This is a genomic window from Methyloglobulus sp. (assembly GCF_964779595.1).
On record NZ_CBAROL010000038.1, the window covers coordinates 1 to 20,449 of the forward strand.

Sequence of the window (20,449 nt, forward strand, 5' to 3'; positions counted from 1 at the left end):
GTAAGCGTCCCTCATCGATCAAAACTTCAATCGGCTTAGTGCGGATTTTCTTTTTTTCGGTTAGTTTGGATTTACTCGCAAATCGCCAAACACTATCCGAGTCACAGGGATACCAAATATCCGACGCTGGGTTACAGATAGGATAAAAAGCATCAGGGCGTTGTTTCATGGTTTTGCCTTGATTCAAATCGCCACTAACCCAATCACCACGAGGATCGCTGTCTGGATTGCTATAGTCATCAACATTCTTGGCTGTTCCACCAAAGCGAAATAAAGGCATTCCATAGGCTAATACGTATTCATGATCCACGCTTTGAAAACGCTCTTTCGCATCTTGTGCGCCACTACGACGACGCCAAATAAATGTTCCCATTTTTAAGCCAGCAAATACTTGATCCATAAGCAAAGTCAAACGAGCTTGTTCGTCTTCACCTATGGACACGAAGATCACCCCATCTTCAGTCAATAAATCCCGCGCCAATTGCAAGCGGCGGTTCATAAATTCTAGCCACTTGGAATGGCGGTAAGTGTCGTCCTTGTCCACAAAGCGGTCGTTGTAGATAAAATCGCGGTTGCCTGTGTTGTAAGGGGGATCGATATAGATGCACTTCACCTTACCTGCATGGGTCATTCGTAGATAGCGCAAGGCATCAAAATTGTCGCCTTCGATAATCAGGTTACGGTAAGGGGCTTCGCCACAGGATAAGGCGGGAACAAAATCCAAGGTGACAAAATCATCGTTCACCGCCTTTTCGTGTTCAATTTCCTTGCGTTCCCAAACCAGCCCAAAACGCGGCCTGCGGTCACGCAAACGCAACTCACGAATCAGTTCTTCACGGTTGTAATCGTCGTAGTTGTCGGCCATTTTTTTATTCTTGTATGCCGCTTACACCTAGATACGCAGGGTTATGGGCTGGTTTTTTTCGCTATTAAACGCTAAACATCGGTTGAAGAATAGCAATAAATTACTATTTTTGGGGCTTTAATACATTAAAGAGGTATGCAACTTTATCAAAATAGCTAGTCTGGCAGGATGAAACCGTTTACCAAAATAATGCTGTATTGCATTCGTGGTTAAGAAAAAAGCGGGTAAAGCGAGGATTATAAAACTGGTGACAACTTGTTTATTCAGCTAACAAATCGTAGCTATGGGCAAACACTCCCACCTTGTCGTATAAGCAGGTGACTTCAACTGTTGCCGCATTTGCCACCTTGCACTTAAGCCTTGGCTGGCATAGCGGATAGAATGCTTGCCGTGGGCGTGGTTGATGGCATCCAGCACCGTCATTAGGCGTTCTGATTTTGGGTTTTGGCCTGCATCGTCGTCAAATAAGCTTAATTGCCGTAAGCCGTTGGGCATCAGGTCGGGCAGCATCACCCCCGCCCGTTGGTATTCATACCCTGTCCTGAATATCCGCTCCAATCCCGCCAGGGCATAACGGATCAATATGCCCGTATCTTGGGTGGGCTGGTCTAGGCTTATCGTGATGGCGTTGTTATAAGACGGCTTGTCGAGCGCAAACGGGCTGGTATGGATGAACACGCATAAGGTTTGGGTGCAAAGGTTTTGTGAGCGTAGCTTTTCCGCGCTGCGGGTGGCAAACACCGACACCGCCGCCCGTAATTCCGGCAAAGTGCTTAAGCGTGTGCCAAAGCTGCGGGACGTGAGGATTTGCTTTCGCTTAGGCGCGATCATTTCCAGCGGAATACAGGGGATTTCGTTTAACTCCCTCACCATCCGTTCCACCACCACACCAAACTTTTTGCGGATTAGTTGGATGTTAGCTTGTTTCACTGCCAGGACATTATCAATCCTTAACTGGTTTAAGCGTTTACCTAAGCCGGATGAAATGCCCCACAATTCCTTGACGGGGATCGTTGCCAGTAGCTTATCCGGTTCGGCAAGGGTATCCCAAACAAACACCGAACCGTTACCCGCTATGCCTTTCTTTGCCAACTTGTTCGCCAGCTTTGCCAGTGTCTTCGTTGGGGCAATGCCGATGGAAACCGGAATGCCCGTTCCTTGCTTGACGGTCTTGGCTATTGTGTTGCCGTAAGCGGTCAAGTCTAGCGAGAAGCCGGATAAATCCAGGAAGCTTTCATCTATCGAATAGACTTCCATAGTCGGGGTAAACCTGCCCAACACTTGCATGACACGGCGGGACATATCGCCATACAGCGCATAGTTTGAGGACAGGATTTGGATATTGTGTTGTTTAATGAGATCGGGAATCTTGAAATAAGGCGTACCCATTGCCACGCCTAACCGTTTAATTTCCTCACTTCTAGCGATGATGCAACCGTCATTGTTGCTGAGGATGCCCACGGGCTTGCCTTCCAGAGAAGGCTGGAACACCCGTTCACAGCTTACATAGAAATTATTGCAATCAACCAAGGCGATCATGGATGATTACTAAATATTGCTGACCTTATGGATGGCATGGACAACCACACCCCACACATGCAGTTCCGAGCCTTCCTTGATGGGTATTGGCTTATAGTTAGGGTTCGCCGGAAATAACCACGGTTCACCACGCTTAACCACTAACCGTTTTACTGTCAGTTGCCCCGCCACTGCCGCAATCACGATGTCGTTGTCTTTGGGCGTAAGGGAACGGTCTACAATCAACAAGTCTTTGTCGAAGATACCCGCTTGTTGCATGGAATCACCCTTCGCCCTCACAAAGAAAGTTTCCGAAGGGTGGGCAATCAGGTATTCGTTGAGGTTTAATTCGGCTTCCAGATGGTCATCGGCAGGGGACGCAAAGCCAGCGGCTACACTGCAACTGAACAAGGGCAACTTAAGGGGGGCATTGAATAAGGGAGTGATGTAATGCGGCATAAGTCAGTCCAACAAGGTACGATAAGGGCTATACTATAAACCATTATGTTCTGTATTAGTTCTTGTTATTTTTGCCGAAAACCAAAGCCAATGATTTAACGAGAGTTATTTTTTATGTGTGGACGATTCGCCCTTTACACTGACCCGATAGCCCTAGCCAAGAAGTTCCAGACCGAAAACCTGCTGGAATTGCAGCCCAGTTATAACGTCGCCCCTTCACAAGCCATCCCAATAATCAGGAACGAACAAGGCCACCGCTTGTTTGCCCTGGCGAAATGGGGACTTATCCCCAGTTGGGCGAAAGACATTAAGATTGGCTACAGCACCATCAACGCACGGGCGGATACAGTTGCTGAGAAACCGTCCTTTAGGTCAGCCTTCCAGCACCGCCGTTGCTTGATACCCGCCGATGGTTATTTTGAATGGCAGGAAATCTCTAATAGTAAAACTAAGCAACCGTGGTACATCAGCCTGAACAGCCAAGAGCCGATGGCTTTGGCTGGCTTATGGGAACACTGGCAAGGTAGCGACGGCAGCGAGATAGAATCCTGTACCATCATCGTGACATCAGGCAATGAACTCATGCAACCCATCCTTGACCGGATGCCCGTGATCCTGCCGCCGGAAACATGGGATACTTGGCTGGATACCGCCAACACCAACAAACAGGGCTTGCAGACCTTACTTGCCCAATATCCAGCGGATGAAATGACCGCTTGGCGGGTGAGTACGCAAGTAAATAGCCCACGTCACAATGATAGAAATTGCATTATTCCATTAATGGCTTAGGCTTTACCCGATTCGGCCAACTTGCTAACAACCAGCGGGAGTAAGGCTGTAGCCATTTAGTTCATTGCCCTTTCAGGGTAAGCCCTTTTCCGTTAACTTCCTTTCACTTGATCCCTTACTGCTCTTTGCCCTTTAGTTGGCGGAGGAAGGCAAAAGTTGGGACTAAGATCGGTTAATGATTGTGCATCAAAACGACATTTGAGCTATCCATACTTAACAGCAAATCTAAGCGTTCACCTAACACGCGCCATGCGTCGGCCTGTTCTACTTTTAATTCTTGCCGCTGGTAGATACGCTTGATTTTGTTTTCCTCGGTATGGTTAAGGCATTTTTCAATCACATCGGGCGCAACTTTCAAATTGCCCATAATCGTAGCCCCTGTTCGCCTTAAATCATGCGGTGTCCACTTACCGCCCATTAAAACCAAGGCTTGAGAATCTTTAGAGCGGTTGCTAAGTATATTTGTGTTTTGTCTGCCAGTAATTTGAACCGTAATTGATTTATCGCAAACATGACTTGAATGGTTACGATTCGGGAAAATCCAGGTTTCACTTTGGGCAATCAGTTTTAACTGCTTGAATTGAGCCAGCGTAAAATCGGATAAACAAATCGTATGTGCCTTGCCATTTTTGCTATTTGTTGCTGGTATCGTCCAGGTCTTCAAGCCAAAATTAATATCTGAAAACTTAGCTTTGGATAGCTCACCGATGCGACAAAGGGTAGATAAGGCAATCCAGATAGCACATTCGGTAGATTTCAATAAATGCGCGTCTGGTAATTGACGTGCTAATGCCCTTATTTCAAGCTCGTTTAAAACCCTATCACGCTCTACGTCCTTGCCGCCAATTTTGGCTTTACGGATACTGGCGGTCGGGTCAAACTCGATAATGCCACGGTCAACTGCAAACCGGAACATTTGTCGCATAAGGGCAAGTATCATTTTTGCCATGCGCTTAACACCACGCTTCAATAAAGCATCTGTGACTTGAGTTATGTGGCCTTTACGCACATCTTCAACAAACAATTCGCCCAAAATTGGCAATACGTCCTTTTCAAACATTCTCGACACTTCCTTAACATCCTTGCGATGGGTTAATTCGGTATCAAGCCACCGGATAAATAAGCCACGAACAGTTACTCGTGCTTCCAGTTTTGTTAAGGCTTCTTGTTCATCAAGCTGTTGTTTCCGAACACGCTCTTTTTGGAGTTTTGCCTCAAGGTTAGGGTCGATGCCGTCTTTTAGCATTTGCGAATAAAGATCACGTTCTGCTCGTGCTTCGGGTAAATCACTAGCTTTTAGAGTCAGCCATTTTTGTTTTCCTTCAAAACGGTAATAGAAACGAAAGGAGATAGCTCCACCGTCTTTTATAGGTCTAACCCTCGCATACAAATTACCACCGTCTGGTATTAATTGTTCTTTGTCGCTAGGCTTCAAGTGCTTAAAAGACAGTGGTTTTATTCTGTTGATAGCCATTTTGGAACTCTATATGCTTTTGAAAATTTAATTATGTTTTAAAAAACCAATGAATTAGCTTAATTATATCGGGATAGCATTCGGGATAGCAAAATAACTGTATTTAGCCGGATTGCATTGTATCTAGTTGGACAATAAAAATAAATAACTAGCTGAAATATATTAATATAAATCATTAAGAGAAACATCATTAAACCAGATTACACAATCATTAACCTATATGGGGTGCAAGGGGTCGGAGGTTCAAATCCTCTCGTCCCGACCAATTAAATCAATTACGGGTACACTTTAGAAAGTTATTGCTGTTTTCGCATGGATTAGTGGTCTGTCAAAGCCTTGGGTGTTGTTGAGGCTTACCCACCCATATTTACAATACTGCTAAAGCTCTCGATATATTCATCAAACTCAGCTAAATCCGCACAAGCAATATCGTTGCTCACGAAGTAGCACCGACATTACACGCATACCTGCATTAAAACGAGAGTGCCTCGCACCTGACTTTATGGGAAGAATAAACTTGAAGAATAACAAAACTATCAGGACCATATCATGCCGACATTAGAATTTAAGGGAAAGCAGTCTATTTATTCCCACCATCATTCCGTGCCGTTTCGGGAATTGTTGGTTGACAGCAAAAAGTCTCTTTCCGCCAATGGCAAGAAGCCCAGCCTGGATGATAACCTGATTATTCACGGCGACAACCTGCACGCGCTAAAAGCCCTGATGCCGCACTATGCGGGCAAGATCAAGTGCGTTTATATCGACCCGCCGTATAACACGGGTAATGAGGGTTGGTGTTATAACGATAACGTCAATTCGCCGTTGATGAAGGAATGGCTCAAGAAAAACGCCAACCCCGTAGACAAGGAAGATATGGAACGCCACGACAAATGGCTGTGCATGATGTACCCTCGCCTTAAGTTACTGCATGAGCTGTTGGCAGATGATGGGGTTATTTTTGTCAGTATTGATGATAACGAGATGCATTACTTACGGGCAGTGATGGATGATATTTTTGGTGAAGAAAACTTTTATTCACAAGTAATAATTAGAGCCAATAGTCGTGGACAGACGTATAACCAAATCGCAAAAACTCATGAATATCTATTATTGTATGCCAAAACTTTAGACGTAGACTTTGGTGAACTAATTAAAGATGAAGAAAATAACGACCTTAATTTATTAGATAAAATTGGTAAATACAACATCAGAGAGTTAAGGAATCGTAATGAACGCGTGACGGGGTATGTTACCCCGTCACTCACGTTTTGCCGACGGTGTCGTTGCTGAACCACGTCGAAACCCTACGAACGGGGCAACATGCCCCGTCCGGCTCAAGTCTATTTGATTTATAAACCCGATGTTGCCTTTTTACGCGGCAATGATTCCGCACTGAATGACATCAAACTAAAAGCGATAGCCGCCCGCAACAGCAAAAAGGAAAAGCTGGTTTTCGCCACGGCTAAATATATGGGACAAAAAGAACTCTCCGCCCAAAACATCACCTTTTGCCAATTACCATACAGCATTCATAAAGTTGTGGGGGCTTAGCAAGCTGTTTTCGTTAGTGTTCTGTTTGATAATTCGGAGTACAAACCTAGGTTTGTGCTGTTTAAAGCTAGAACAAGCCAAGGCTTGTACTCCAACTACCTAATTTAACTTTCTAGCGTGTTTTCATTATGGAATTCAAAGACTATCAAATCAAGGTATTGGACTATCTGGACAGCTACCTTGACGAATTAAAAACGCAGAAAGCCGAAAAGCAGGATTATTTTGAGTTTCAAAAACATAAGGGCAAGGCTGCCGTATCACCTGAAAAATCCGACTATTGCCAGCTTGCCTGGGAATCCCTAAAAGCAAAGAAGGCGGTTTATCGTTCTAACTATACCGTGCGTCTTGATGGGATGGGGCGCAACATTCCCAATATCTGCTTCAAAGTGCCAACTGGCGGCGGCAAAACCTTACTGGCAACCGCAGCTATCCAGCGCATAAATCAAGATTATTTCAAGCGTAATAACGGCTTTGTGCTTTGGATTGTGCCAAGCGAAACTATCTACACCCAAACCAGCAAACAGTTACGCAATAAGGAACACCCTTACCGACAGATGTTGGACAGGGCAAGCGGTGGCAGGACGATGATCTTAGAAAAGCAGGATAAATTTACCGCACAAGATGTGGCGGATAACCTTTGTATTATGTTGCTAATGCTGCAAGCGAGTAATTGCAACAATAAAGATGCCCTGAAAATGTTCAAAGATAGTGGGCGTTTTGAAAGCTTCTTTCCGCCGCTGGATGATTATAACGCCAATAACACCCTGCATTCAGCAGTCCCTAATCTTGACCCAGCAGATATTTTTGATAATGAACCGAATGTTATCACGGGAATATCCATTAAACACTCACTGGGCAATGTCATGCGCTTGTTGCGCCCAATCGCTATCTTTGACGAAGGCCATAAAGGCGCAACTAAGCTGGCACAGGATACCGTCAACTCCTTTAATACCTCGTTTATTGTGGAGCTTTCAGCAACGCCCAAAGACCACAGCAATGTACTGGTTAATGTGGGCGGACAAGAATTGAAAAAAGAGCAGATGATAAAATTGCCCATCAATGTCACCTCTTATGGCGAAGCAAACTGGCAGCACACGCTTAATCAGGCACACCAGAAAATCATTGAACTCAATAAATCGGCAGAGCAATATCAAGCCGATGAAGGTCGGTATATCCGCCCCATTATGGTGATTAAAGCCGAACCGAAAAAGCAGGGGCAAGCCTTTGACCATGTGGAGGCGATAAAAACTTATCTCATTAAAAACTTGAACGTGTTGGAACGGGAAATTCGCATCAAGTTATCAGAAAAGAACGAAATGCGTGATGATGACCTTTTCGATAAGCTTTGCCCAGTGCGCTATATCATCACTAAAGACGCGCTTAAAGAAGGCTGGGATTGTTCATTTGCTTATGTATTGGCGATTTTATCCAATACCAAAGGGAAAACTGCGCTCACTCAGTTTATTGGCAGGGTCTTACGACAGCCACATGCGCTTGAAACGTCTATTCCCGCCTTAAACCAATGCTATGTTTACTGTGACAATGCGGATGTCAACAGTGCGGCGGAAGGCATTAAACAAGGGTTGGAAGATGAAGGCTTAGGGGACGTGTCCGACCAGATAGTGACAGGCGGTGGCGGGGCAACGGGCAAAGAAAAAGTAACTTTAAAGCGGTTGGGGAAATATGAAGGCACAAAGATTTTCTTGCCTTCGCTCAATGTGATCCGCAACGGGAAACCCGCCCAGTTTGATTATTACGCGGATATTTTAGGCGATATTGAATGGGACAATTACAGTTTCAATCAGTTGGAAACCACCACCCTTGCAGATAAAGATGAGATGGATTATCAGGGGCTAACTGTAGACTGGAAAAAGGAAGAATCAGGGCAACTTGATTTTTTAACGGGACAAAGACAATCAGAAAAAATCACCAACGAAATCAGTATTACCTTGATGGTTAGCCAGTTAATGGAAAAAGTACCTAACGCATGGCAAGCCTATAGAATTATTGAGAAACTTCTATCTGAGCTTCGTGGAAATAGCATAAGCGAAGCCAAAATAGCCCTTAATTCTGTGTTCATAGTCGAGGAAATCAAAAAGGATTGTTACCGTTGGATGCTTGAACAATCTGAGATAATTTTTAGGCGCAAGCTGGATGATGGCATCGTTTTTTTGCGCTTGCTTGCCGAGCCATTTTTGAATTTGAACTGGCAAATGGCAGAACAAATAGAGGTGCAGCGCAACATAAACGAGACCGCCGTAACTTTAGACAAAAGCCTATTCCAGCCGCAATATTTTTCTAATTTTAACGGGCTGGAAAAACCTATAGCACTCGCTATCAACAATAAAGACGTTGTGGAATGGTGGCACAGGCTGGCAGTAAAAGGAACAGAATATTCTATACAAGGTTGGAAGCGCGAAAAAATATACCCTGATTTTCTGGTAAAACTGGAAGCGGGTAAGGATGGAGTGGAACGGCTGTATTTTATAGAATCCAAAGGCGAACATTTGAAGGGTAGCGAGGATACTGGATACAAGGAAAAGTTATTCAACACAATCAATGCTGTTCTAACAAGCGATATTAAGCCCAAAGGTGAATTGGAACTGGTAAATTGCAAGGACAAAATAGCTTTTCAGATGGTGTTTGAGAATGATTGGCAGAATGCCCTTAACAAGATATTGGTGGCTTGATTTGGTGTTTTTCTGAAAAAAAGAAGCTACGTACAGCCATACACAGCAGACATCAACGTCGCCATTCAGCCACGAGTTTTTGACATTCAGTTTCCCATTGGCAACCAACTTGGTCTTTACACAATTCGCCGGGTTTAGTCCTAAAACAAGGGCGGTGATGGCTGGCTGCTTGAATTAAGCGAATTAACTCTGGCTCTGAGACAATACATTCCGGTTTGTACATGCCTATGGTTTTCGCAAGTTCTCTTAAACCCGTTATGGACATAGAGTCGTCTTCCCTGAATACCGATAAAAACAAATCCACCAACATCTCAATATAGTCTTGCTCGGCCTCTAACCAATGGGTGAGTTTAAAATCGGGGTTAAAACCGCTTGCTTCGGCTTTATAGTAAGCGGCATCGGAAATCCATTGCTGGCGAGAGATGCTATCAATTTGGTGTTTTAACGGTTTAGATAGAGTCGGTTTTCGTTTTTGACGAGTATTGGTTTTTATTGAAGATTTATGGTTTTTGCTCGTGTTAGGCACAATTTTGGTAAACTGTTTGCTCATTTTTGCTGATTCAAAATCAGGTTTCATAAGGCTGTCTTGCCAAGATGCGTGGTTGTTTGTGTAATAAGGAATACCCATTTGCCAAATCCTATAGTATTGAAATACAAACAATTCTGTATATTTGGTGACTATGAATAAAAAAACCGAGCTGTCGATAACGAGACATAACCCAATATTGGATTAATACGATGGAATCAATTTTCCACAAAGTAGATTGTCTGCATTGCAGAATCGCTGATCTTTGCCTTCCGAACGGACTCACGCCGGAAGAAGTTTCTCGGCTAGAAACCATAGTCAAACGCAAACTTCCGGTAAAAATAGATGACTATTTGTACCGACAAGCGGGTCAGGCACAAAGCGTATTTATCGTCAAATCAGGTTCATTTCGCAGCTTTGTCTCAGATGCTGACGGCATTGAACAAACCATAGGCTTTTACTTGCCCGGCGAGTTGATGGGTTTAGATGCCTTGCAGAACGGTCGTTTCCACTGTTCCGTCGTAGCACTGGAAACGGCAACAGTATGTGAAGTGCCACTACCCAGACTGCATGAGTTATGCAGCAAAATACCCAGCTTACAGGCACAGCTTATGCACATTATCGGTAGAGAAATTCTCTCCGAACATAACCATATCGTTCTGCTCGGCAACCGCAGTGCACAAGAAAAAATGGCGACCTTTTTGTTGATGTTATCCACCCGCTATCACTCGTTGGGCTTTTCTAGCACGAACTTCAACTTATCCATGCGTCGCCACGACATCGCCAATTTTTTAGGTCTTACTATAGAGACCGTCAGCCGACAACTAACAGACCTTAGCAAAACTGGCATCATTACCGTCAAACAACGCAGTGTGCAAATCAACAAGCTGGACGTGCTAAAAGCAATCGTTGAACCGTGTCTACCTAAACATTTTTCAGCGAGCAGCTAGTCCATCTCGCTAATACGCACGGGTAATCACTTGCCAATCCCTGGCTTGTGAATGTTTGGGCAGATCTAGATCATTATTTTGTGACCTCAGTCGCTGCTTTACCGCCCTGCATTTTGCCCTGATCTTGGTCAATACAGCCACCAAGTGCAGCAATAGAAATAATCAGTATGAATAATTTACTAATAATGTTCATCGTGTTTCTCGCTCGTGATTTAAAGTAATATCCCTCATCAGTTACCACTGACACCAAGGAATTGGTCTAACCCCACAGGGTGTAGCTATTGTCAGCTAGTCAGCTTGCTGGTGAATTGATCTAAATCAAATAATCACTGGAAAAGCGCGTATTATTTTTCAGGTTTGGGAAGGTCACTGCTAGTGCCTTTTAATCCTTCTAGGACTCAAGTGTGTGGGTAAAAAGGCCACTATAAGCGATAAAAATCCGCAAGAAGAAGTACTCTTCTTAACGTCAGCTTTTCGATGAACATAAACAAACCTATGCTTACCTGCGGCTGTGCTATGCGCTGGGTAAGATGGGCATTAACTAGGAGTAAGGTCGGGAGTTATATTTTTGAAACCAAACGGTCAATACTCAAGGATTGAAATCAGACGATTTCACCCTAAGCACGCCCTGGACTCGTTCAGCAATTTTACAGATAGGTACAGAAGAATTATTAATTTCTAATGTATTAATGATTGGTGCCTCGGGCCGGAGTCGAACCGGCACGTCCTTACGAACGAGGGATTTTAAGTCCCTTGCGTCTACCAATTTCGCCACCGAGGCATCGATAACGTTGATGAGGACGGCATTATATATCATCATCGAAAATAAACTAGGGTAATCCTGGTTTTATTTGGTTTGTCGCTGTTTTTAGCTTATCCTGATTTATCGACAATAACCGTGTGTACGGTATTCCTTAAGCGGTTACCTTAATGATTCGGATCGAACGCTTTTAATATTAGACTGTCGAATCAATAGCTTTGGATAAGGATGAGTACGAATGCTTGCTATATGTCGTGAAAACGTAAGGTTGCTCAGTGTATGTTTGTTGATGGTGGCTACAAATGCACTCGCTGAACAACAAGCACTAAATAAGTTGCAGATTAGTCATTTTTCTACGGGATCGTTGACGGGTTGGAAAACGAAAGAGTTTAAAGGACAAACCCAATATCAAATCAGCAAGCTAACAGGTTCGCAAGTATTGAAAGCCGACAGCAATGCCGCTGCATCGGGTTTATTCCATGAACAACGGATTGATCTGCAAATAACGCCGATCATGAACTGGCGTTGGCGCATCGAGAATCGCTTAGGTAACATTGATGAGCAAGCCAAAGCAGGCGATGATTTTGCCGCCCGTGTTTACGTCGTCAAAAGTGGCGGGCTGGTGTTCTGGAACACCAAAGCCATTAATTATGTGTGGGCAAGCACCTCACCAAAAGACAAGACGTGGCCTAATCCTTATGCTGGCGATCATGCCATGATGATTGCCGTGCGGTCATCAGCAGACAAAACCGGAACGTGGATTTCTGAAAAGCGTAATATTCGCACTGACTTTAAGCAATTAACCGGTGAAGATATACAATACATCGACGCAGTTGCCATTATGACCGATACCGATGACACCAAAGGCAAAGCAACAGCGTATTATGGCGATATTTACTTTACGGCGGAATAAATGCACGACACGCTTGCCCATCTAGAATCGACTGATTTCCCTGCCATTAGACGAACAGCATTGAAGGTTTTACAGGTTAACCTGGGCTATTTGTGCAATTTAAGCTGTACTCATTGTCATGTGAATGCAGGACCTAAGCGTACTGAATTGATGGATAAGGCAACGGTTGATTTAATCTTGGCATTTATCCGCCGTGAAAATATACATACTCTGGATTTAACCGGCGGTGCGCCGGAGATGAATCCGCATTTCAAGTATCTGGTCGAACAAGCCAGAGCGATGGCTGTCACAGTGATTGACCGTTGCAACCTGGTCATCCTGCAAGAGTCCGGTTATGAAGGGTTAGCTGCCTTTCTTGCCGACAACCAAGTAGACATTATCGCGTCGCTACCATGCTATCTGGAAGATAATGTTGACAAGCAGCGCGGTAAAGGCACATTCAGCGCAAGCATTACCGCTTTAAAGCAGCTTAATGATTTGGGTTATGGTCAGCACGAAAGTCAGTTACAGCTTAATCTAGTGTTTAATCCGCAAGACAACAACTTGCCGCCCGATCAAGACACGCTGGAAAAAGCCTATAAACAACATTTATTTGACGAATATGGCATTGTGTTCAGCCACTTGTATGCGATGGCTAATTTGCCAATACAGCGTTTTGGCAGCATGTTAATCAGCAAAGGCTTGTTTACCGATTATATCCAGCTACTAAAAGCTAATTATAGACCTGAAAACCTGTCGGGCGTGATGTGCCGCAACACCATCAGCATCGACTGGCAAGGCTTTGTGTACGATTGCGATTTTAACCAAATGTTGAACTTGCCGTTGGGTGCTGGTCTGAGTAACAAAACGCATTTAAGCGAATTGCAAAGCAACAGCTTAACCAATGCAGCGATTGCGGTACGGCAGCATTGCTATGGTTGCACGGCGGGGCAGGGCAGTAGTTGCGGTGGGGCATTGGCATGAGATTTGCGTGAACTTGTTGTTCCTTCATGCCCTTCGACTTCAATCAGGAGAGCGTTCGACAGACTCACCACGGAACGGATTCAAGCAATTTTCATCATGAATAGAATCAATGAGTTACCGTTCTTCCTGAGCGTGTCGAAGGAAGTTTGTCGAAGGACTTCCTCAGGGATGTGTAGAATCCAAATAAAAACTTAGCAAGGAATAAAAAATGACCGTAGAAGCAGGTGTGTTAGAGCGTTACTCACAAGGCGCAGAAGCTATACAAGCCGATTTGTGTTGCCCAGTGGATTATGACCGCACATTACTGGCGATGCTTCCCCAGGAAATCATCGAGAAGGATTATGGCTGTGGCGATCCTTCGCGCTACGTCAAACAAGGTGATGTTGTCCTCGATTTAGGTTCAGGTTCCGGTAAAATTTGTTACATGGCAGCACAACTGGTTGGTGACCAGGGCAAGGTTATCGGCGTGGACATGAACGATGATATGCTGGCCTTGGCACGTAAGTACCAGCCGGAAATGGCACAGAAACTGGGTTCAAACCGGGTCGAATTTGTAAAAGGGCAGATTCAAGATTTAGCTTTGGATGTGGCTGCTATGGATGCGTATCTCGCCCAAAATCCAATTCGTAAAGCCGAGGATGTCATTAACTTACGCGTTTGGCAAGAACAGCAGCGCAGTAATTCGCCATTGATTAAGGACAATTCGATTGATCTCGTGGTGTCTAATTGTGTGCTGAATCTGGTGCATGATAGTGATAAAGAGCAGATGATTAAGGAAATATTCCGCGTCGTTAAACCGGGTGGGCGGGTGGCCATTTCCGACATAGTCAGTGATGAGCATGTACCTCAACATCTAAAGCAAGATCAACATTTGTGGAGCGGTTGTATTTCTGGTGCAGTGCAGGAGCATGATTTCCTAGAAGCCTTTGTCAAGGCGGGCTTTTTTGCGGTCAGCTACGACAAATGGGAAAGCCAGCCCTGGCAGGTCGTGGAAGGCATTGAATTCCGTTCAGTTACCGTCACCGCCGTCAAACCAGAAACCGATCCCTGCATCGACAAAGGTCATGCCGTCATTTATCGCGGTCCGTTCTCAGAAATTTATGATGATGACGGGCATGTCTACTATCGAGGTGAACGCATGGCGGTGTGTGAACGTACTTATAAGCTACTGACAGGCGATGCTTACGGCGAGCATTTTATCGGTATCGTTCCAGCAGTTGATGTGCCAGGAACACCCTGGGATTGCGCTACGGGTACGATACGCTCAGTTTCAGAAACCAAGGGTGGAAAGCATCAGGATAAATGTGTTCCCAGTGGTGCTTGTTGTTAATGGTGTTGTGGTAACTGTTGCTAAATCATACCTGAGCGATTAGCAAATACGGTTAAGTCGGCAACATTATGAATGTCCAGCTTTCTCATTAAATTGCTACGGTGAGTCTCAATAGTTTTGATACTCAGACAAAGAATATCAGCCATATCCTTGTTTTTGTTACCTTCTGCAATTAATTTCAGTAATTCTCTTTCGCGCATGGACAGCTTAACCCCACAAAAACCCTCAACCAGCGTTTTTTCCATTCGACAGTAGCCTCGGATGACGGTTGGCAAGATGGCTGGAGATACATAGAAATTACCTGATAATAGGTGGGTGATTGCGAATAACAGCTCATCGGGATCTGCATCCTTCAAAATATAACCACTGGCTCCGGCCTGAAATGCCCGTATGATGTTTTTTTCTTCTTTTTTGTCAGTAAAGATCAATACCTTCGTGGTATTCCAGCGTATTTTGACCTCTTGTATCGCCTCGACTCCGTTCATGCTGTGCATGACTTTATCCATTATGACTAAATCTGGCGGCCTACTCCAAGTTTGCCTAAAAAGTGCGATTGGATCGGCAGCATGAGAAACCGATAACCCTGATTCCCCAGATAAAAGCATCCGCAAGCCTTCACGGACAATCGATTGACTTTCTACTATTGCTATTTTATTCATGGCTAGACCTAGTATTAAACTGATAACACCGAACGAATACGTTGCCAACTACTCGCGCATCCTTGGAAAAATTTTCAAACAATTCCTTTAATTGGTGGCTATTATCTGTTTTTTTTTAGGCAGTTTCTATTGGTACAAATACCTATACTTGATTAAATCGAGATGGAAAGGCGTGTTCTTTCTAAAGTCAATGGTCTTGGACAATTTGAAAGCTATTACCAAGAACTAGGCAGTTTTTTATTGATAATGAGGGTTTTATCTTCGATGGTTACATACCCACCTTTAGTGAGTTCGTGCATGATTTTATTGATCATTTCCCTCGATGCGCCAACCATCGAAGCCAAATCTTGTTGCGTGGGGCGATTATGAATTATGCTGACATTGCCTTCGATAACCGCCAATTCCTGTAGCGCGTTGACCGTGCGCTCATACACGTTCGATAACGCCATCAGCCTGACTTTATCGGTTAATTGTCTAATTTTTTCTGATAATACGCCCAATAAATTGATTGCCACATCAGGATTATTCAGCAACCAATTAATAAAATCGGTTTTTGAAATGACCGCGCACACGGTGTTTTCAAGCGTTACCACAGAAGCTGATCTCGGTTCATCGCTTAATAGGGCAATCTCGCCAAAATAAGAGCCGGGTTCTTGAGTCAAGAGCGTGACTTCCTTGCTTTTATCATCGCTGCTAAATACCCGCACCTTGCCGGAAAGCATGATGTAGAGCGAGCTGGTCTCGTCGCCTTCAGTGATTACCATAGTTTGTCTTGGAAATTTTGCGGATTTTGCTCTGGTTGCGAGATTGAGCAAAACATCGTTTGATAAGTTTGACAAAAAAGGAATTTTTTTAAGTCCTGCCAATACGTCTTGCTGCACTTTTGCACCTTGGGGTTGGTTTATTGGATGTAACAAAATGCTGCTGCTCAATAAATTCAGGTTGAGCGATACATTAATCGTTAATTCTACAGTGTTATAGTGTAGTCAATTTGATTATTAATGTCAGTGCTATAGGTGTTGCGGTTGAGCTAGTAGAAATAGCAGCTTGCCTATTTGAAATCGAATGTTACATGGTAGTTTGTATAAATTAGCTTTTATTTTTTCAGCCATTATCGAACTGGTTTAACTGTTGAGGGGATGCACCAAGATATTTTAGTTGTATAATCGCGAGTGTTGCAGCTAAGGTAAGCACGTTAACAATAATAATGTTTTTTGCAGAATAATAATAATGATTCGGATTTTACTGGTAGACGATCACGAACTTGTACGTACTGGATTTGAAGCACTTTTGAATGCGGTTGAAGATATGACTGTCGTTGGGGTTGCACAATCGGGTGAAGAAGCGGTGAGTGCAGCGGTGAAGTTATCTGCCGATGTCGTACTTATGGATGTCAATATGCCCGGTATTGGTGGCGTTGAAGCTTGTCGGAGAATATTAAGACAAGATTCAGCAGTAAAAATCATTGCTATATCGGCACAAAATGACGGCCCTATTCCACAACAATTGCTGAAAATTGGCGTTATGGGCTTTGTTTCCAAAGGCTCTTCCCTTGAAGAAATGGTGCTTGCCATCAGAAAAGTCATGGCGGGAAAGCGTTATTTATGTACTGAAGTAGCGAATAATATGGCACTCCAGGGGCTTCCTGGCAGTGCAGAATCCCCTTTTTCCAAGCTTTCCCAGCGAGAATCAGAAGTGGTAACGCTAATTTTGCAGGGCAAAACTATACAGGAAATGGCACAAATGCTGGTGTTAAGCGATAAGACGGTGAACACTTACCGCTATCGCCTGTATGACAAACTTCATGTTAAAAATGATGTTGAATTAACCCGATTAGCGGTCAAGTTTGGTCACATGATACCGGATTGATTTACAAGGTTTTTACAATTCTCTTGCCTTACTAAACGCATCCATAAAATCAAGATACAACGGTTTATCCGTCTCCAGCATCAATTTCAACAAGATGTTTTGTAGTTGATATTTAACGTTGCCAACTGCTAAAGCACCAATTCCTACCGCACCAGTAGAGTTAATCGCGTGAATTAACGGTTCACCCATGTGGCTACGTTTGATGCCTTCTATACCCAAAGGCGGCACGGCGTTGACATCGCCAGCGACTTTCAGTTGCTTGGCATCGTCCAACACATCTGCGCTTAACACCTGAATGCCCGCTTTAGCGGTGCAGAATACGATGTCGGCATGAGTAATCAAACGTGCTTTATCGGCATCAGAACTGGCATACGTACCTTTTAGCTTGCAGCCGAATCGGTGATTGTATTCGTTGGCAACTGCCAATGCGGTATCTACCGATAAATGGTCGGTCAAGATAATATCAGCACCTGCTAACGATGCAATGACACCCGTGGCAATACCTACCGAACCAGTCCCACCAAAAACTACACCATGACAATCCTTTAATTCTTTGCCATGTTTTTCTTTCAATTGCTTTTCCACGCAAGCAACCAATGCAGCAGCAGTAGTGAATGCGCCGCTGGGATCGGCAAATACGGACACTTCAAACGGCGGCACCATCGCTTTTTTAGCGGCTTCCAACATATCGACCGCCAAGCCTAAGTTACGTCCGCCAATAAATATGCCGGTCTTTTTTACACCAGACGGTCCGCGTGAAAAAATCGCATCCTGCACCAGGCCATGCACGCTTTCCAGCTTGACGTTGCTGTACGGCATCATCACATCGAAACCCGCGTCCATTGCCATATTGATGTCGAATGGGCTGTTGTGGGGCATAGGGTCTAGCATGTGTAGAATGCTGCGTTTTTCCATGTTAACCTCGTTTTTTATTGGGAATAATGCGTGTTAAGAAGCTGATTTAACGTATTCTCTGGCAACTTCAAAAGCGTGTTCAAAATGCAGATATACGGGTTTATCGGTTTCAATCATTTGTTTTAACAAGCGATTTTGCGCTTGATATTTGATATTGCCAATTGCTAAAGCACCTATTCCGACTGCACCACTGGTTGAACCCGCGATTGCTGTGCCATTGTCGAACGCATCAACCCCCGCGATGCCTGCGGGTGGCACGGCGTTAACATCCGCTGCAACTTTTAGCTGTGGGGCAGATGCTATCAATGCAGCACTTAGCAATTCGATACCCGCCGCACCCGTTGCTATCACAATGTCCGCTGTTTTTATGTATTCAGCCTTATCTGCGTCAGCTCCCGCAGTGACAGTGATTTTGCCTTCGCCGAATTCATTGTTACACATGTCCGCTACATGCTGGGCTTTTTCAAGCTGACGGCCAATAATCCTCACGTTTGCCCCCGCTTTTGCTGCAATCACCGCTGCCGCTTGTCCTACTGGACCCGTGCCACCGAGCGCAAGCATGTTTTTTCCTGCCAATGTGGTGTTGAATTTTGTTGCCAGTTCCCGCTCGACTGCCGCCATCATGCCTGCTGCGGTGGTGAATGCACCGCTGGGATCAGAAAATACGGATATTTCAAACGGAGAAACCATTGCTTGTTTCGCCAGTTTCAGCATATCCATCGCCTGTTTGGTGTCGCGTCCACCGATAAAAATGGCGGTACGTTTTAAATTTTTTGCACTGCGGGAAAAAATGGCATCCTGGACTAAGCCTTGCACTTCGCCGACTTCCACATTGATATAAGGCACGGCAGAAACCCAACCGGCATCCATCGCCATATTCACATCAAAAGGGCTAAGGTTTTTTGCTGTAGTTAGCATGTGTAGTATGTACGGTTTTTCCATGTTATGTCCTCAAGTAAACAGCGCGTGAGTATAAAAGAAAAGTCGATGGATTAACACATAGACACAATTTTTTATCCACCTTCGGTTTTTTATAAGAGGTATTAGCAAAAAATATTCATCAATAAATTAAACCTGTAAGGTGAATTAAAAGATGTTGCCTTACGCAAACCGAACCTTCGCGGGAAATGGGCGGACTGGAGGAAGTAACAATGCCAAATTATCGCCGGAACTTTGTGGCGGACGGGACGTATTTCTTTACCGTCGTCCTGCTGGAGCGGAAACGGGACTTGCTGGTGGCGGAAATTGATCTGTTTCGGCAAGCGTGTACGGCGCACTCCTGTAGAGCGACAATAGCGTAGCGTATTGCGCCGCATGGATTGTCATCAAATCCGCTTCGCCACGTTCTTGCAATATGCCTCATAAAAATACAGTTCCGCATCGCCTCCATGCTACATTCGAGCCACGCACCGCGTACGCCTACGTACTCAAGAAACATCGCGGGATATATTGCCTGTGGCTTAATGCTTTCAACTCCACTATTGCCATCACACCTCACAAAATAAGCTATGCTTATCATCAGAATCTTTTTTCTTTGAGCAACGCCCGACAGAATTTTCCGCAATTATAGATGGTGGTAAATTATCACCTGATTGCACTCATGTTGCTGACGTAGTTCAATTCCATGCAAGAAGATTGAGGTTGTGCATTACCATCATCAGGGTAGATGAAATGCGTTAGAACGCGGGATCGTTTCTATGTCGCAGATGACTGTTTTTTGAAGAACACGTGCGTGGTAATGCCTTTGTTTAGTCACCAATTGCTTGTAATAACAATAATATGCGTCAGAAAACTTTTGCTCATTATGTTTTGATTGGTGCTTTGATAGCCCCAAATGCTATTGAAGCTGCACCCACTTGCCTGAAACCGATGGCTAAAGTGGCATCAGCACAGGGCAGGGTGGATGTGCAGAATTATGGCGCGAAGATTTGGCAAAGTATTCGTAAAGCAGATCAGCTTTGCCCAGGTGATACTTTGCGTACCTCCAAATGGAGTCGTGCGACCTTAACCTTAAGCAATCAAGCCGTCATCACCGTAGACCAAAGCACCACGATGACGTTTTCTGCCCAGCAGCAAAATGTCTCATCCTGGTTTATCAATTTGCTGGAAGGCAGCACCTTTTTCAGAAGCCGCCAGCCGCAACGCCTAGAAGTCCAAACCCCGTTTATCAATGCCGTCCACAAAGGCACCGAATTTATGGTCACGGTAGCCAGCCAAC

20 protein-coding genes and 1 tRNA gene are annotated in these 20,449 nt (G+C 44.5%); 11 read left to right on the plus strand and 10 right to left on the minus strand.

Features of this window, described 5'->3' with window-relative positions:
- From AC1YY3_RS11200 to AC1YY3_RS11210, 3 genes are all read right to left on the minus strand, one after another.
- The coding region (locus AC1YY3_RS11200) for a site-specific DNA-methyltransferase (RefSeq protein ID WP_482194481.1) at positions 1–865 on the minus strand (865 nt) is incomplete at its 3' end.
- A gap of 267 nt (positions 866–1,132) precedes the next feature.
- Positions 1,133–2,404: a Y-family DNA polymerase gene (locus AC1YY3_RS11205; RefSeq protein ID WP_482194482.1), complete on the minus strand. Its 1,272-nt coding sequence runs from the start codon at positions 2,402–2,404 to the stop codon at positions 1,133–1,135.
- A gap of 9 nt (positions 2,405–2,413) precedes the next feature.
- Positions 2,414–2,842 (minus strand): LexA family protein, encoded by a 429-nt coding sequence (locus tag AC1YY3_RS11210; protein ID WP_482194483.1) that lies wholly within the window; start codon positions 2,840–2,842, stop codon positions 2,414–2,416.
- A gap of 114 nt (positions 2,843–2,956) precedes the next feature.
- On the opposite strand from AC1YY3_RS11210, the gene AC1YY3_RS11215 reads away from it, so the two are divergent.
- Positions 2,957–3,631, plus strand: a complete 675-nt coding sequence (locus tag AC1YY3_RS11215; protein ID WP_482194484.1) for an SOS response-associated peptidase — start codon at positions 2,957–2,959, stop codon at positions 3,629–3,631.
- A gap of 172 nt (positions 3,632–3,803) precedes the next feature.
- Here AC1YY3_RS11215 and AC1YY3_RS11220 read toward each other — a convergent pair whose 3' ends face one another.
- Positions 3,804–5,105 (minus strand): tyrosine-type recombinase/integrase, encoded by a 1,302-nt coding sequence (locus AC1YY3_RS11220; protein WP_482194485.1) that lies wholly within the window; start codon positions 5,103–5,105, stop codon positions 3,804–3,806.
- Between the two features lie 549 nt (positions 5,106–5,654).
- Between AC1YY3_RS11220 and AC1YY3_RS11225 the strand changes: the two genes are divergently transcribed.
- From AC1YY3_RS11225 to AC1YY3_RS11235, 3 genes are all read left to right on the plus strand, one after another.
- Positions 5,655–6,395, plus strand: coding sequence for a site-specific DNA-methyltransferase (locus AC1YY3_RS11225; RefSeq protein ID WP_481824946.1), 741 nt, complete (start codon positions 5,655–5,657; stop codon positions 6,393–6,395).
- A gap of 30 nt (positions 6,396–6,425) precedes the next feature.
- Complete coding sequence (locus AC1YY3_RS11230; protein ID WP_481824945.1) at positions 6,426–6,656, plus strand: hypothetical protein; 231 nt, start codon at positions 6,426–6,428, stop codon at positions 6,654–6,656.
- A 128-nt stretch (positions 6,657–6,784) separates the two neighbouring features.
- Positions 6,785–9,346, plus strand: a complete 2,562-nt coding sequence (locus AC1YY3_RS11235) for a DEAD/DEAH box helicase (RefSeq protein WP_481824944.1) — start codon at positions 6,785–6,787, stop codon at positions 9,344–9,346.
- A gap of 52 nt (positions 9,347–9,398) precedes the next feature.
- Here AC1YY3_RS11235 and AC1YY3_RS11240 read toward each other — a convergent pair whose 3' ends face one another.
- Positions 9,399–9,974 (minus strand): DUF2934 domain-containing protein, encoded by a 576-nt coding sequence (locus AC1YY3_RS11240; RefSeq protein ID WP_481824943.1) that lies wholly within the window; start codon positions 9,972–9,974, stop codon positions 9,399–9,401.
- A gap of 110 nt (positions 9,975–10,084) precedes the next feature.
- On the opposite strand from AC1YY3_RS11240, the gene AC1YY3_RS11245 reads away from it, so the two are divergent.
- Positions 10,085–10,822, plus strand: coding sequence for a helix-turn-helix domain-containing protein (locus AC1YY3_RS11245; protein WP_481824942.1), 738 nt, complete (start codon positions 10,085–10,087; stop codon positions 10,820–10,822).
- A gap of 694 nt (positions 10,823–11,516) precedes the next feature.
- On the opposite strand, the gene AC1YY3_RS11250 is transcribed toward AC1YY3_RS11245, so the two are convergent.
- Positions 11,517–11,603: transfer RNA gene (locus AC1YY3_RS11250), tRNA-Leu, on the minus strand.
- Between the two features lie 217 nt (positions 11,604–11,820).
- Here AC1YY3_RS11250 and AC1YY3_RS11255 point away from each other — a divergent pair.
- From AC1YY3_RS11255 to AC1YY3_RS11265, 3 genes are all read left to right on the plus strand, one after another.
- Positions 11,821–12,495 (plus strand): DUF3047 domain-containing protein, encoded by a 675-nt coding sequence (locus AC1YY3_RS11255; RefSeq protein WP_481824941.1) that lies wholly within the window; start codon positions 11,821–11,823, stop codon positions 12,493–12,495.
- A complete protein-coding gene (arsS, locus tag AC1YY3_RS11260) occupies positions 12,496–13,458 on the plus strand; it encodes an arsenosugar biosynthesis radical SAM (seleno)protein ArsS (protein ID WP_481824940.1) in 963 nt (320 codons plus the stop codon). It begins immediately after the preceding gene.
- A gap of 208 nt (positions 13,459–13,666) precedes the next feature.
- Positions 13,667–14,788, plus strand: coding sequence for a methyltransferase domain-containing protein (locus AC1YY3_RS11265; protein WP_481824939.1), 1,122 nt, complete (start codon positions 13,667–13,669; stop codon positions 14,786–14,788).
- A gap of 20 nt (positions 14,789–14,808) precedes the next feature.
- On the opposite strand, the gene AC1YY3_RS11270 is transcribed toward AC1YY3_RS11265, so the two are convergent.
- Both AC1YY3_RS11270 and AC1YY3_RS11275 read right to left on the minus strand, forming a co-directional pair.
- Positions 14,809–15,447: a response regulator gene (locus AC1YY3_RS11270; protein ID WP_481824938.1), complete on the minus strand. Its 639-nt coding sequence runs from the start codon at positions 15,445–15,447 to the stop codon at positions 14,809–14,811.
- A gap of 215 nt (positions 15,448–15,662) precedes the next feature.
- The gene (locus AC1YY3_RS11275; protein ID WP_481824937.1) at positions 15,663–16,364 is read right to left on the minus strand and encodes a Crp/Fnr family transcriptional regulator; all 702 of its coding nucleotides are present in this window, start codon (positions 16,362–16,364) and stop codon (positions 15,663–15,665) included.
- Positions 16,365–16,677: 313 nt separating this feature from the next.
- Between AC1YY3_RS11275 and AC1YY3_RS11280 the strand changes: the two genes are divergently transcribed.
- Positions 16,678–17,316 carry a response regulator gene (locus AC1YY3_RS11280; protein WP_481824936.1) on the plus strand — a complete coding sequence of 213 codons (639 nt, stop codon included), beginning with the start codon at positions 16,678–16,680 and terminating at the stop codon, positions 17,314–17,316.
- A gap of 12 nt (positions 17,317–17,328) precedes the next feature.
- Here AC1YY3_RS11280 and AC1YY3_RS11285 read toward each other — a convergent pair whose 3' ends face one another.
- Entirely contained in the window at positions 17,329–18,231 is a 903-nt protein-coding gene (locus AC1YY3_RS11285; protein WP_481824935.1) for an NAD(P)-dependent methylenetetrahydromethanopterin dehydrogenase, read from the minus strand.
- A 33-nt stretch (positions 18,232–18,264) separates the two neighbouring features.
- Entirely contained in the window at positions 18,265–19,173 is a 909-nt protein-coding gene (locus AC1YY3_RS11290; protein ID WP_481824934.1) for an NAD(P)-dependent methylenetetrahydromethanopterin dehydrogenase, read from the minus strand.
- A 209-nt stretch (positions 19,174–19,382) separates the two neighbouring features.
- Between AC1YY3_RS11290 and AC1YY3_RS11295 the strand changes: the two genes are divergently transcribed.
- Both AC1YY3_RS11295 and AC1YY3_RS11300 read left to right on the plus strand, forming a co-directional pair.
- The gene (locus AC1YY3_RS11295; RefSeq protein ID WP_481824933.1) at positions 19,383–19,532 is read left to right on the plus strand and encodes a hypothetical protein; all 150 of its coding nucleotides are present in this window, start codon (positions 19,383–19,385) and stop codon (positions 19,530–19,532) included.
- Positions 19,533–20,010: 478 nt separating this feature from the next.
- A partial coding sequence (locus AC1YY3_RS11300) for a FecR domain-containing protein (RefSeq protein WP_481824932.1) occupies positions 20,011–20,449 on the plus strand: 439 nt, incomplete at its 3' end.

Coding starts and splice junctions, on each gene's coding strand:
- AC1YY3_RS11285 (WP_481824935.1), bottom strand. CDS start 18,231: ATGGAAAAACGCAGCATTCTACACATGCTAGACCCTATGCCCCACAAC.
- AC1YY3_RS11290 (WP_481824934.1), bottom strand. CDS start 19,173: ATGGAAAAACCGTACATACTACACATGCTAACTACAGCAAAAAACCTT.
- AC1YY3_RS11265 (WP_481824939.1), top strand. CDS start 13,667: ATGACCGTAGAAGCAGGTGTGTTAGAGCGTTACTCACAAGGCGCAGAA.
- AC1YY3_RS11295 (WP_481824933.1), top strand. CDS start 19,383: ATGCCAAATTATCGCCGGAACTTTGTGGCGGACGGGACGTATTTCTTT.
- AC1YY3_RS11215 (WP_482194484.1), top strand. CDS start 2,957: ATGTGTGGACGATTCGCCCTTTACACTGACCCGATAGCCCTAGCCAAG.
- AC1YY3_RS11210 (WP_482194483.1), bottom strand. CDS start 2,842: ATGCCGCATTACATCACTCCCTTATTCAATGCCCCCCTTAAGTTGCCC.
- AC1YY3_RS11245 (WP_481824942.1), top strand. CDS start 10,085: ATGGAATCAATTTTCCACAAAGTAGATTGTCTGCATTGCAGAATCGCT.
- AC1YY3_RS11255 (WP_481824941.1), top strand. CDS start 11,821: ATGCTTGCTATATGTCGTGAAAACGTAAGGTTGCTCAGTGTATGTTTG.
- AC1YY3_RS11240 (WP_481824943.1), bottom strand. CDS start 9,974: ATGGGTATTCCTTATTACACAAACAACCACGCATCTTGGCAAGACAGC.
- AC1YY3_RS11235 (WP_481824944.1), top strand. CDS start 6,785: ATGGAATTCAAAGACTATCAAATCAAGGTATTGGACTATCTGGACAGC.
- AC1YY3_RS11280 (WP_481824936.1), top strand. CDS start 16,678: ATGATTCGGATTTTACTGGTAGACGATCACGAACTTGTACGTACTGGA.
- AC1YY3_RS11205 (WP_482194482.1), bottom strand. CDS start 2,404: ATGATCGCCTTGGTTGATTGCAATAATTTCTATGTAAGCTGTGAACGG.
- AC1YY3_RS11220 (WP_482194485.1), bottom strand. CDS start 5,105: ATGGCTATCAACAGAATAAAACCACTGTCTTTTAAGCACTTGAAGCCT.
- AC1YY3_RS11230 (WP_481824945.1), top strand. CDS start 6,426: ATGCCCCGTCCGGCTCAAGTCTATTTGATTTATAAACCCGATGTTGCC.
- AC1YY3_RS11270 (WP_481824938.1), bottom strand. CDS start 15,447: ATGAATAAAATAGCAATAGTAGAAAGTCAATCGATTGTCCGTGAAGGC.
- arsS (WP_481824940.1), top strand. CDS start 12,496: ATGCACGACACGCTTGCCCATCTAGAATCGACTGATTTCCCTGCCATT.
- AC1YY3_RS11225 (WP_481824946.1), top strand. CDS start 5,655: ATGCCGACATTAGAATTTAAGGGAAAGCAGTCTATTTATTCCCACCAT.